Here is a 13,153-nt window from a genome sequence, read left to right as displayed (position 1 = left end):
TGTGCATTTGGCCTGCGGCATGCATGCGGTCGATGCTCGATGGCTCTCGCTGCTGGTGACATGTTGTCGTTGTTTGAACCGCCCTTCTGCCGCGTCCCCGCACAGCTTGGATCCAAGCGAATCCTGGGTCCGGCCCGAAAACCATACTGAACCGCCTCGCCCTGCCAGCCATTCGGCATTCGTGGTCGGCGCAACGTGCTGGCGGTTAATTGCATAATCAGGCAAAAAGAAACCCACCATCAAGGTGGGCTTCCTGCTGCCATTCCGAACCTCAACGCTTCCGCGGCGGCGGCACGTCAGTACACGTACCTTCGTAAATCTCAGCCGCCATGCCAATCGACTCGCCCAGCGTCGGGTGCGGATGGATGGTCTTGCCAATATCCACCGCATCCGCGCCCATCTCAACCGCCAGGCAGACTTCGCTGATCAGGTCGCCCGCATGCATGCCGACAATACCGCCGCCGATCACGCGATGGGTTTCCTCGTCGAAGATCAGCTTGGTAAAGCCTTCGTCCCGACCGTTGGCGATGGCGCGGCCCGAAGCGGCCCAGGGGAACACGCTCTTGCTGTACTTGATGCCCTGCGCCTTGCACTCGTCCTCGGTCAGGCCGGCCCAGGCCACTTCCGGATCGGTGAAGGCCACCGACGGGATCTGCTTGGCATCGAAGTAGGCCTTCTCGCCATGTGCCACCTCGGCGGCAACGTGGGCTTCATGCACCGCCTTGTGCGCCAGCATCGGCTGGCCGACGATATCGCCGATCGCGAAGATATGCGCCACGTTGGTGCGCATCTGCTTGTCGACGTTGATGAAGCCGCGGTCGGTCACGGCCACGCCGGCCTTCTCGGCGCTGATGCGCTTGCCATTGGGCGCGCGACCCACCGACACCAGCACCAGGTCGTAGCGCAGCGGCTCAGCCGGGGCCTGCTCGCCTTCAAACCTGACGTAGATGCCGTCCGGCTGCGCTTCCACGCCGACCGTCTTGGTCTTCAACATGACCTTGCCGAAGCGGTCCTTGTTCTTCTTTTCCCAGACCTTGACCAGGTCGCGGTCAGCGCCGGTCATCAGGCCATCGAGCATTTCCACGACATCGATTTCCGCACCGAGCGTGCTGTACACCGTGGCCATTTCCAGGCCGATAATGCCGCCGCCGATGACCAGCATCTTGTTGGGAACCTCGGGCAGTTCCAGCGCGCCGGTCGAGTCGACGATGCGCGGGTCTTCCGGGATAAAGGGCAGCTTCACCGCCTGGCTGCCGGCGGCGATGATGGCCTTCTCGAAACGGATCACGGTCTTCTTGCCAGTGGCCCGCTTGCCCTCGCCCTCGGTCAGCTCGACCTCGAGGTGATGCGGGTCGAGGAAGTTGCCGATGCCGCGCACCACCTGCACCTTGCGTGCCTTGGCCATGCCGGCCAAACCACCGGTCAGCTTGCCGACCACCTGGTTCTTGTAGTGGCGCAGGCCGTCCAGGTCGATCTTGGCTTCGCCGAACAGGATGCCGTGGGCGGCCAGCGCCTTGGCTTCGTCGATCACTGCGGCGTTGTGCAGCAGTGCCTTGGACGGGATGCAGCCGACGTTCAGGCAGACACCGCCGAGCGTGCTGTAGCGCTCCACCAGGACGGTATTCATGCCCAGGTCGGCGGCGCGGAAGGCGGCCGAGTAGCCGCCGGGACCGGCGCCCAGCACCAGCATCTCGCACTGGATGTCGGCGCCGCCGCTGTGGCTGGCTGCCGCGGGTGCCGGAGCCGGCGCGGCCGCAGCCGGCGCGGGGGCCTGCGCCGGGGCCGGCGCTTGCGCGGGCGCAGGAGCGGCGGCGGCCTGCTGGGCTTCGACGGTGCAGATCACCGCGCCCTGGCCGACCTTGTCGCCCACCTTGACCTTGACCTCCACCACCTTGCCGGTGGCCGACGACGGCACGTCCATGCTCGCCTTGTCGGACTCCAGCACGATCAGGGACTGTTCCATCTCGACCGTATCGCCGGCCTTGACCAGTACCTCGATCACTTCCACCGCGTCGAAATCGCCGATATCCGGCACCTTGACTTCGATCACACTCATGCTTTGCTCCTCAATGCGCGCCCGCCATCTGGCTTCAGGGCGCGCCGTCGTTGTTGGTTGCCGGGTTGTCTTCTGCCGCGTGGCCTGCCACCGCCTCGTCTTCCGGCGCCGTCTCTGCCGCATCCTCGGCTGCTACTGCCGCGGTGCCGCCCTCGTGCAGCCGCACGGTATGGACCTCGATCGGCCCGGCCGAACTCTTGTCGAACTCCACGCCCGCATCGACACCGATGCGCGCGATCTCGCCCGCATCCAGGTCCGGCCGGTCATACACCGCATGCATCGCGCCCAGCGCGTAGTTGCGGCCCGAGCCGATGCCCCAGAAGCGGTCGAACGAAAACACCTCGCGGTACGAGTAGACGCCGAAGATGCCGGCCGGATTGGCGATCAGGCAGACGATCTGCGACGACTCGTAGGGATCGTCATCGTCTTCCTTGGTGTTGACGAAGTAATCCGACTTCAGCTTGTCGTGCACCTTCAGGAAGGTGCGGAACACGTCGTCGCGCGAGCCCAGCCGGCACTCCTCACCCAGGCCTGCCAGCAGCGTGCGCATGACCGGAAAGTGCGCGGTGGTCCCGGCCAGCGCGATAAAGCCGTCGCCCACCGGGAATACCTTCTGGTTGCGCTCGTAGGCGCGTGACAGGCGCGTATCGCCGAAGGTGACCAGCGCGTCCGCCGCGATCGCCACCTCGGCGCCCTTCCTTACGACAACACAGGTAGTCATGGCTCGCTCCTATGATTCAACGCAGGCGCCGGCCTTTTCGCACACCGGCAAAGCCGGTGTGCGTTGCAGCTGCTTCAATATGAAGCGAAGCGGTTCTGGCTAGGCGCGCGGCCGCAGACAGTACAACTGGTACGGCAAGGCCGCGCAACGACGCCAGAATCATTTTTAAGCAGCCGCCTTAGAGCAGGATACGGCGGAAGTCCGCCAGCAGTTGCGCGAAGTACGTGTTGAAGCGCGCCGCTTCGGCCCCGTCGATGACGCGGTGGTCCCACGACAGCGACAGCGGCAGCGTCAGGCGCGGCGTGAACTGCTTGCCGTCCCACACGGGTTTCTGGAACGACTTGCACACGCCCATGATCGCCACTTCCGGCGCATTGATGATCGGCGTGAAATACGTGCCGCCAATGCCGCCCAGCGACGAGATCGAGAAGCAGCCGCCCTGCATCTGGTCGGGCTTGAGCTTGCCGTCGCGCGCCAGCTTGGCCAGCTCGCCCATTTCCTGGCTGATCTCGAACACGCCCTTCTTGTCGGCGTCCTTGATCACCGGCACGACCAGGCCGTTCGGGGTGTCGGCGGCGAAGCCGATGTTGAAGTACTTCTTCAGCACCAGGTTGTCGCCGTCCAGCGAGGCATTGAAGTTCGGGAACTTCTTCAGCGCCGCAACCGTTGCCTTGATCATGAACGCGAGCATCGTCACCTTGATGCCGGCCTTCTCGTTTTCCTTGTTCAGCTGGACGCGGAAGGCTTCCAGGTCGGTGATGTCCGCTTCGTCATGGTTGGTGACGTGCGGGATCATGACCCAGTTGCGGTGCAGGTTGGCACCCGAGATCTTCTTGATGCGCGACAGGGCCTTGCTTTCCACTTCGCCGAAACGGGTGAAATCGACCTTCGGCCACGGCAGCAGGCCAAGCTCGCCACCACCGCCGCCAGCCGCGGCAGCCTGGGCCGGCGCGGCCGCCTGGCCGGACATCACGCCCTTGACGTACTGCTGCACGTCTTCCTGGGTGATGCGGCCCTTGGGGCCGGTGCCCGGCACGCGCGACACGTCGACGCCCAGTTCGCGCGCGAACTTGCGCACCGAAGGGCTGGCGTGTGCAGCCTTGCCGGTGACGCCAGCCTGTGCCGGCGCGGCAACCGGGGCTGCGGCGGGCGCCGGGGCAGCTGCAACAGCCGGAGCCGGTGCGGGCGCGCTGGCGGCCGCAGGGGCGGGTGCGGCGGCGGCCGCAGCCGGAGCGCCAGCCGCGGCGGCGCCTTCCAGGATCAGCAGCAGCGTGCCTTCGGACACGTTGTCGCCGACCTTGACCTTGACTTCCTTGACCACGCCGCCCTGCGGCGAGGGCACGTCCATGGTGGCCTTGTCGGATTCCAGCGTGACCACCGCGTCTTCTGCGCTGATGGTGTCGCCCGGCTTGACGTGGACTTCGATGACCGGCACGGCGTCGTAGTCGCCGATATCGGGCACCTTCACTTCGATGGTGCCGCCACCGCCGGCGGGCGCCGCGGCCGGAGCGGCAGCAGCGGGAGCCGGTGCGGGGGCTGCGGCGGCAGGCGCCGGAGCCGGCGCTGTGGCGGCCGGGGCCGGAGCGGGAGCCGCCGCGGCGCCCTGCCCGGCCGGCTGCAGCATCACCAGCACCGAGCCTTCGGATACGTTGTCGCCCACCTTGATGCGGACGTCCTGGACCACGCCAGCCTGCGGCGAGGGCACGTCCATGGTGGCCTTGTCCGACTCCAGCGTCACCAGCGCGTCTTCCGCGTCGATGCTGTCGCCGGGCTTCACATGCACTTCAATGACGGGAACGGCGTCATAGTCGCCGATATCCGGCACCTTGATTTCAATCGCTTGACTCATTCAGTGTCTCCTGGGCAGGCCGGCACGCGCGACGTCCGCAAGCGGCGAGATTACCCTCGCCGCCCGCTTCTGTCACGCCGCCGTGCCGCAAGGCGCCGTCCGGCACTGGGCCGGGGCGCCCGCGGCACGGCGTCGCCGTACTGCGGGGGGTTGGTGCAGGCTGCCGGATCAGACCGACATCGGGTTAGGCTTGCTCGGGTCGAGGTTGTACTTCTTGATGGCCTCGGCCACCTTGTCGCGGCCGATCGCGCCCTCGTCGGCCAGCGCCTTGAGCGCGGCCAGCGTGACCCAGTGACGATCCACTTCAAAGAAGTGGCGCAGCTTCTCGCGGGTGTCCGAGCGGCCGAAGCCGTCGGTGCCCAGCACCACGTAGCGGCGCGGCACGAACGGACGGATCTGTTCGGCGAAGGCGCGCACGTAGTCGGTCGAGGCAATCACCGGACCGCGGGCCGACTTCAGCTTCTGCGCGACGAACGACTCGCGCGGGGTCTCGGTCGGGTGCAGCAGGTTGTAGCGCTCGGTGGCCTGGCCTTCGCGGGCCAGCTCGGTGAAGCTCGGGCAGCCCCACAGGTCGGACTCGACGCCCCAGTCCTTCTTCAGCAGTTCGGCGGCGGCGATCACCTCGCGGAAGATCGTGCCCGAGCCCAGCAGCTGCACGCGCGGCGCGTTGCTGTTCTCGACGCCCTTGCGGAACTGGTACATGCCCTTGACGATGTCCTGCTCTACGCCAGCCGGCATTTCCGGATGCTCGTAGTTCTCGTTCATCACCGTCAGGTAGTAGTAGATGTCTTCCTGTTCGGCGTACATGCGGCGCAGGCCGTCCTGCATGACCACCGCCAGCTCGTACTGGAAGGTCGGGTCGTACGAGATGCAGTTCGGGATCGCGGCGTGGAACACGTGCGAGTGGCCGTCTTCGTGCTGCAGGCCTTCGCCGTTCAGCGTGGTGCGGCCGGCGGTGCCGCCCAGCAGGAAGCCGCGCGAACGCATGTCGGCAGCGGCCCAGCACAGGTCGCCGATACGCTGGATGCCGAACATCGAGTAGTAGATGTAGAACGGGATCATCTGCACGCCGTGCGTCGAGTACGACGTGGCGGCGGCGATCCAGTCGCACATGGCGCCGGCTTCGTTGATGCCTTCCTGCAGCACCTGGCCAGTCTGCGATTCCTTGTAGAACATCAGCTGGTCATGGTCTTCCGGTACGTACTTCTGGCCTTCCTGGTTCCAGATGCCGACCTGGCGGAACAGGCCTTCCATGCCGAAGGTGCGCGACTCGTCCGGCACGATGGGCACCACGTGCTTGCCGATCTGCTTGTCTTTCAGCAGCGTGTTCAGAATACGGACGAAGGCCATGGTGGTGGACACTTCGCGGCCTTCGCCGGTGGCCTTCAGCAGCGCCTCGAACGCGGACAGCTGCGGGATCGGCAGGGCTTCGGCCTTCTGGCGGCGGGCCGGCAGGTAGCCGCCCAGGTTCTGGCGCGCCTGGCGCATGTATTCCAGTTCCTTCGAACCTTCCGGGAAGGTGATGTACGGCACCTCTTCCAGCTGGTCGTCGGCAACGGGGAGATTGAACTGGTCGCGGAACTTGCGGATCGCGTCCACCGGCATCTTCTTCTGCTGGTGGGCCACGTTCATGGCCTGACCGGCGTCGCCCATGCCATAGCCCTTGATGGTCTTGGCCAGGATCAGCGTGGGCTGGCCCTTGTGCTCGCTGGCGGCCTTGTAGGCGGCGTAGATCTTGTGCGGATCGTGGCCGCCGCGGTTCAGGCGCCAGATGTCGTCGTCGGACCAGTCGGCCACCATCGCCTTCAGTTCAGGCGTGTTGAAGAAATGCTCGCGGACGTAGGCGCCGTCCTTGGCCTTCATCGTCTGGTATTCGCCGTCCACGCATTCCATCATGCGCTTCATCAGCAAGCCCTTGGTGTCGCGCGCCAGCAGCGAATCCCACTTGCTGCCCCAGACCACCTTGATCACGTTCCAGCCGGCACCGCGGAACTCGGATTCCAGTTCCTGGATGATCTTGCCGTTGCCGCGCACCGGGCCGTCCAGGCGCTGCAGGTTGCAGTTGATGACGAAGACCAGGTTGTCCAGTTTCTCGCGGCCGGCCATACCGATCGCACCCAGCGATTCCGGCTCGTCGGTCTCGCCGTCGCCCAGGAAGGCCCAGACCTTGCGGTCGCCGGCCTTGGCCAGGCCGCGGCTGTCCAGGTACTTCATGAAGCGGGCCTGGTAGATGGCCATGATCGGGCCCAGGCCCATCGACACGGTCGGGAACTGCCAGAAGTCCGGCATCAACCACGGGTGCGGGTAGGACGAGATGCCCTTGCCGTCGACTTCCTGGCGGAAGTTGTCGAGCTGGTCCTGGGTCAGGCGGCCCAGCAGGAAGGCGCGCGAGTACACGCCCGGAGCCGAGTGGCCCTGCACGAAGACCAGGTCGCCACCGCTCTGTTCGGACGGCGCGCGCCAGAAATGGTTGTAGCCGACGTCATACAGCGTCGCGGCCGAAGCGAACGAGGAGATGTGGCCGCCGACGTTGGTGTGCTTGTTGGCGCGCAGCACCATCGCCATCGCGTTCCAGCGGGTGTACGAGCGGATGCGGTGCTCGACGTCCTGGTCGCCGGGGATGCGGGCCTGCTGGTCGACCGGGATCGTGTTGATGTACTGCGTCTCGGCGTGGAACGGCTGGGTGACGCCGTTCACGCGTGCGTATTCGATCTGCTTGTCGATCAGGAACGCGGCGCGCGCGGGGCCTTCAGCGGCGAGGACGCCCTGCAGGGCGTCAAGCCATTCATGCGTTTCCTGGGGATCGGCGTCGTTGGCGCTGGACGCGCCGAGAATCTGCTCTGGTACGGCGGACATGACTGTCTCCTGGGTGAATTCGTTGAATTCGTGCTTCCGCGCCCGCGCTTTTGGCCTCGGGCAGGGTCTACGGTGTGACTCTAACTCTTGCGGGTCCGGCGCTGCTGCGCCCTGCATCGGAGCCGCCGCCGGGGAACCTGTTCCGGTTCCTCCGCGCGGCAGGCGCATGACTACCGCCCGCATTCTTGGGTCGAACCGATTCTATGGAAGCCCAAAGTGCAACACAAGTGAAATTTTCAAATTGCGATATCGTTTTTTATAATGTGAAATTATGCGGCAGCGCAGCAACAATCACCTTCTGATGGGGTGCTCCCGTGCCGCAAGGCGGCTGGCGCCGGCAGGCAAAACCTGGGGTGCATTGGCGCTTTCCCCAAGCGACGCACCGCAATAATCTCGGTACACTGGTCGGTCAGCCGTCAATCCCTCCCATGCCGTTTTTCGCCTCGTTTCTCGACCGCTTTCTTTCCCGCCTGCGTGCAGCCATGCTATCCCCCGATGCGTCGGGCTCAGCCAAGGCGGCCGGTGGCGATGCCGGACACGCCCCTCCCCCGGCGGCCGGGCTAGGTCCGATCGAGGCACTGGGACCCGAGGACGGCGCGCCGGTCGCCGCCCCGCGCGGGCTGTGGTGGCTGCGCTGGCGCAACCTGGTGGCTACCAGCTGGTTTATGTTTATCCCGCTGGTCGCGATCGTGTTGTTCACGGTGGCGATGGGCGTGATCCTGTGGTCGCTGCACGAGACCGAGCGCCAGCAGCAGCGCGACGCGCTCTACCGCGACGCCGCCTGGGCGCAGCAGCGCGTGCGCCTGTCCCTGTTGAGCAACCAGGACCAGCTCGCCTCGCTGGCGCGCGACATTGCCGCCGCCCAGCTCGAGCAAGGCGCGTACCGCACCGCCGCGCAGGAAATCCTGCGCGAGAACCCCGAGATCGTCTTTATCAACTGGCTCGACGCCACCAAGCGCGGCCGCTGGTCGCTGCCGTCGACGTCCGAGTTTGCCGTGCGCCTGCGCGAGAACCAGGACCAACCGCTCGAGCCGGAAGTGCTCGACACCTTCGACGCCGCCCGCGAAACCCAGCGCGTGGTCTACTCGCGTCCGCTGGTCAACGACCGCGGCGACAGCTTCATGCTGGTACAAGTGCCAATCGTGCGCGACAACGAGTTCCTCGGCACGCTCGGCGCGCTCTACTCGATCAACGGCATCCTGACGCACCTGCTGCCGCCGGAGCTGACCGAGCGCTACCGCTTCTCGCTGATTGACAAGAACAACCAGACCCGCGCCAGCACCTCGCTGCGGCCGGTGCCAGGCAACGCGCTGTCGTATGAGGTTCTGCTCGACCCGCCGGGCCACTCGCTGTCGCTGCGCGCCGACGCCTACCCGCCGCCGTCCAACCTGCCCAACAACATGCTGCTGTGGCTGGTGGTGGGCCTGTCCTGCTTCCTGCTGTGGAGCCTGTGGAGCATGTGGCGCCACACCAGCCGGCGCTCCGAAGCGCAGCGCGCGCTGCTGGCCGAGACCTCGTTCCGGCGCGCGATGGAAAACTCGATGCTGATCGGCCTGCGCGCGCTCGACCTGAACGGCCGCATCACCTACGTCAACCCGGCCTTCTGTCGCATGACCGGCTGGCAGGAGAACGACCTGGTCGGGCGCCTGCCGCCCTTCCCCTACTGGCCGCCCAACGACCAGCAGGAGATGCAGAAGCAGATCGACCTGACGCTGCAGGGCAAGTCGCCCGCGGGCGGCTACGAGATGCGCGCGATGCGCCGCGACGGCAGCAGCTTCTATGCGCGCATGTACGTGTCGCCGCTGGTGGACAGCCGCGGCCGCCATACCGGCTGGATGAGCTCGATGACGGACATCACCGAGCCCAAGCGCGCACGCGAGGAACTGGCCGCGGCGCACGACCGCTTCACCACGGTGCTGGAGAGCCTGGACGCAGCCGTCTCCGTGCTGGCCACCGACAAGGCCGAGCTGCTGTTCGCCAACCGCTACTACCGGCAGCTGTTCGGCTGGGAGGCCGAGGGCCACGTCAAGCTGGCCGGCGACGAGCTCGACAAGGACCAGGTCTCGAGCGACAACACCGACTATGTCGACGCCTACGCCGGCCTGCCCGCATCCGAGCTGATGCCGTACGCATCGGACGCGCGCGAAGTGTTCGTGCCCGACATGCAGAAGTGGTTCGAAGTGCGCCGCCGCTATATCCAGTGGGTCGACGGCCACCTGGCGCAGATGCAGATCGCCACCGACATCACGGTGCGCAAGGCCGCCGAGGAAATGGCGCGCCAGCATGAAGAGCGCCTGCAGTTCACCAGCCGCCTGACCACCATGGGCGAGATGGCGTCGTCGCTGGCGCACGAACTGAACCAGCCGCTGGCGGCGATCAACAACTACTGCATGGGGGCAGTGGCGCGGCTTCATTCGGGCCGCAGCACGCCGGAAGACCTGATCCCGGTGCTGGAGAAGACGTCGGCGCAGGCGGTGCGCGCCGGCACCATCATCAGCCGCATCCGCGGCTTCGTGAAGCGCAGCCAGCCACAGCGGCGCGAGGCCTCGCTGCACGACATCGTCGCCGACGCCGTGGGCCTGGCCGACCTGGAGGCCACGCGCCGCCGCGTCACCATCCTCACCCGCCTGCCGCCACCGCCGATGACGGTCTATGTGGATCCGGTGCTGATCGAGCAGGTGCTGGTGAACCTGCTCAAGAACGCGGTGGAAGCCATGTCGGGCCTGCCGGCGCTGCGTGCCGGCGGCGTGGTGCGCCTGCACGCGCGGATGGAGCCGGGCGAGATCGGCGACAACGTCCACATCGACGTGATCGACCAGGGCCCGGGCGTGGACGAGGCCACCAAGGAACGGCTGTTCGAACCCTTCTTCAGCACCAAGTCCGACGGCATGGGCATGGGGCTGAACATCTGCCGCTCGATCATCGAGTCGCACCAGGGCCGCCTGTGGGTGGAGAACAATATCGACGGCATCGGCTGTACATTTAAGATCATGCTGCCGCTGCAGCCGGTGATGGCCGAGCACTGACAGAAGCAAGCGCCCCCGCCCCGCAAGTCCCTGCCCCCCAGAATCCGGAGCACGCCGGCCACGCCATCCCCCCACGTCCGTGGGGGGCCTGTCTCGCCACAGAGGGCCATGGCCGGTTACACTTCGCAGCAATGAATTGTTGTCCCGAGGAGACTACATGACCGCAACGCCAAACCCCACGCCCCACCGCGGCGAGACCGTGTTCATCGTCGACGACGATGAAGCCATGCGCGACTCGCTGACCTGGCTGCTGGAGGGCAATGGCTACCAGGTGCGCAGCTTCACCAGCGCCGAGCAGTTCCTCGCCGCCTACGACGCCAGCCAGGTGTCGTGCCTGATCCTCGACGTGCGCATGCCCGGCATGAGCGGCCCCGAGTTGCAGGAACGCATGCTGGCCGAGCAGATCGACATCCCCATCGTCTTTATCACCGGCCACGGCGACGTGCCAATGGCGGTGTCGACGATGAAGCGCGGCGCGATCGACTTTATCGAAAAGCCGTTCGACGAGTCGGAGCTGCGCGCGCTGGTCGAGCGCATGCTGCAGAAGGCCCGCACCGACCACTCCGCCGCGCGCGAGCAACGCGCCGCCAAGGACCTGCTGGGCAAGCTGACCACGCGCGAGCAGCAGGTGCTGGAGCGCATCGTCGCCGGCCGCCTGAACAAGCAGATCGCCGACGACCTGGGCATTTCCATCAAGACGGTTGAGGCGCACCGCGCCAACATCATGGAAAAGCTCAACGTCAACACGGTCGCCGACCTGCTGCGCCTGGCGCTGTCGCGCAACAGCTGAAGCCGGCTGGCGCCTGGCAGCCCGCCGGCGCCATGCTCGTCACTTCCCGGCTCGCGGCCCGCGGCCGCACCGGTTGCCCTCCCCGCGCCGCCCGGCGCAACGACGTCTCCCGCCATCAGCGCCTTAGGTATCCCTCATCCCGGAACGTGACAACCCATTGTGGCCGGTAGACCACAAAGATCGCCACCAGCATGCCGGTCAGGAAGGCCTCACCGAAGGCCAGGATCACCGTGGCGGCCAGCGTGTCGGCCACGGTGAAGGGCAGCCCCGGCGCCATCAGGTGGCGCCATGCCGCCTGCGCCGCACTGGCGCCGAGCGCGGCCAGCCCGGCGGTGAAATAGCCGTGCCCCAGGATAAAGACAAAGGGATGCCGGGGCAGCAGGCGCCGTATCAGGGCCTGCAGCGCGGCCGAGATCAGCGCCGGCAGCAGCGCCAGCCAGACGTACCTCACCCACAGCGAGGCCCAGTCGAACTGGGCCCAGCCGTGGCCCGCCAGGTACTCCAGCCCGAACAGCGACACCACATCCACCACGAACAGCGACAGCAACGCCAGCGGCAGCCCGAACAACGTCACCATCAGCGTGGCGCCGAGCAACTGGATCACCAGCCCGCCCACCAACGTGGCGCGCACCGTCCACAGCAGCGCGACCAGCAGCATCGCGCCCAGCCAGGCGTTCTGCAGCGCATGGCGCCGCAGCAGCTGCCAGGGCCGGCGCGTCAGCGCCCACAGCAGCCCGGCCAGGGACAGGAACACCAGCAAGGGATCGGACAGCAGGGACGGGAGCGCGACGGCCGATGCTACCAGCCCCGCGCCACGCAACCCCTGTATCCGGTCAAGCTCCGTGCGGCAGCCCCTACGCACCCTTTATAATTCGCCTTTAGCCTTGCCCGCCCCCAGCGGCGGCAGCTCCACCTCCGGCCACAAACCCGCCATTCCTCCATGTCTGCCCAATTGATCGACGGCAACGCCCTTGCCAAACAAATCCGCTCCGAAGCCGCCCGGCGCGCCGCCAGCCTGACCGAACGCGGTCACCGCCCCGGCCTGGCCGTGATCCTGGTCGGCGAAGACCCGGCCAGCCAGGTCTACGTGCGCAACAAGGTCAAGGCCTGCCAGGACAATGGCTTCCACTCCTCGCTCGACCGCTACCCCGCTGACCTCTCCGAGGCGGAATTGCTGGCCCGCATCGACGCGCTCAACAACGATCCGAATATCCACGGCATCCTGGTGCAGCTGCCGCTGCCCAAGCACATTGACAGCCACAAGGTGCTGGAAGCGATCGCCCCGGAAAAGGACGTCGACGGCTTCCACGTCGCCAACGCCGGCGCGCTGATGACCGGCGCGCCGCTGTTCCGCCCGTGCACGCCCTACGGCTGCATGAAGATGCTGGAGTCGATCCAGTTCCCGCTGCGCGGTGCCCGCGCCGTGGTAGTCGGTGCCTCGAACATCGTCGGCAAGCCGATGGCGATGCTGCTGCTGCAGGCCGGCGCCACCGTGACCATCTGCAACAGCAAGACGCGCGATATCGGCGCCCACACCCGTGAAGCCGACGTGGTGGTCGCGGCGGTTGGCCGGCGCAACCTGATCACCGCCGACATGGTCAAGCCCGGCGCGGTCGTGATCGACGTGGGCATGAACCGCGACGACAACGGCAAGCTGTGCGGCGATGTCGACTTTGCCGGCGTGCGCGAGGTAGCCGGCTACATCACGCCGGTGCCGGGCGGCGTCGGCCCGATGACCATCACCATGCTGCTGGTCAACACGCTGGAAGCCGCGGAGCGCGCCGCGGGCTGAAGCCTGCGCGCGTTCGGCGTACAGTACGATACGTCACACCGGGACACACGGGGCGCTGGAAAA

At 66.6% G+C, this 13,153-nt stretch carries 8 protein-coding genes; 3 read left to right on the top strand and 5 right to left on the bottom strand.

Going from position 1 to position 13,153, the window contains the following annotated elements:
* Positions 1 to 271: 271 nt before the first annotated feature.
* From lpdA to aceE, 4 genes are all read right to left on the bottom strand, one after another.
* Positions 272 to 2,056, bottom strand: a complete 1,785-nt coding sequence (gene lpdA / locus AC10V3_RS07260) for a dihydrolipoyl dehydrogenase (RefSeq protein WP_490923420.1) — start codon at positions 2,054 to 2,056, stop codon at positions 272 to 274.
* A gap of 34 nt (positions 2,057 to 2,090) precedes the next feature.
* Positions 2,091 to 2,777, bottom strand: a complete 687-nt coding sequence (locus AC10V3_RS07255; protein ID WP_022534443.1) for an Ntn hydrolase family protein — start codon at positions 2,775 to 2,777, stop codon at positions 2,091 to 2,093.
* A gap of 178 nt (positions 2,778 to 2,955) precedes the next feature.
* Positions 2,956 to 4,626 (bottom strand): dihydrolipoyllysine-residue acetyltransferase, encoded by a 1,671-nt coding sequence (aceF, locus tag AC10V3_RS07250; RefSeq protein WP_490923419.1) that lies wholly within the window; start codon positions 4,624 to 4,626, stop codon positions 2,956 to 2,958.
* Positions 4,627 to 4,794: 168 nt separating this feature from the next.
* A complete protein-coding gene (gene aceE, locus AC10V3_RS07245) occupies positions 4,795 to 7,482 on the bottom strand; it encodes a pyruvate dehydrogenase (acetyl-transferring), homodimeric type (protein ID WP_022534441.1) in 2,688 nt (895 codons plus the stop codon).
* A gap of 482 nt (positions 7,483 to 7,964) precedes the next feature.
* On the opposite strand from aceE, the gene AC10V3_RS07240 reads away from it, so the two are divergent.
* The gene (locus AC10V3_RS07240) at positions 7,965 to 10,508 is read left to right on the top strand and encodes a PAS domain S-box protein (protein WP_374063651.1); all 2,544 of its coding nucleotides are present in this window, start codon (positions 7,965 to 7,967) and stop codon (positions 10,506 to 10,508) included.
* Between the two features lie 157 nt (positions 10,509 to 10,665).
* The gene (locus AC10V3_RS07235) at positions 10,666 to 11,298 is read left to right on the top strand and encodes a response regulator transcription factor (RefSeq protein ID WP_022534439.1); all 633 of its coding nucleotides are present in this window, start codon (positions 10,666 to 10,668) and stop codon (positions 11,296 to 11,298) included.
* Positions 11,299 to 11,413: 115 nt separating this feature from the next.
* Here the strand turns inward: AC10V3_RS07235 and AC10V3_RS07230 are convergent, their stop codons facing one another.
* On the bottom strand, positions 11,414 to 12,118 hold the full coding sequence (locus AC10V3_RS07230) for a hypothetical protein (RefSeq protein ID WP_490923416.1): 705 nt from the start codon (positions 12,116 to 12,118) through the stop codon (positions 11,414 to 11,416).
* A 120-nt stretch (positions 12,119 to 12,238) separates the two neighbouring features.
* Between AC10V3_RS07230 and folD the strand changes: the two genes are divergently transcribed.
* The gene (gene folD, locus AC10V3_RS07225) at positions 12,239 to 13,090 is read left to right on the top strand and encodes a bifunctional methylenetetrahydrofolate dehydrogenase/methenyltetrahydrofolate cyclohydrolase FolD (protein ID WP_022534437.1); all 852 of its coding nucleotides are present in this window, start codon (positions 12,239 to 12,241) and stop codon (positions 13,088 to 13,090) included.
* Positions 13,091 to 13,153 lie beyond the last annotated feature (63 nt).

The sequence above is a fragment of the Cupriavidus sp. PB-02 genome (genome assembly GCF_058252315.1).
This window is presented reverse-complemented; position numbering and strand designations above follow the sequence as displayed.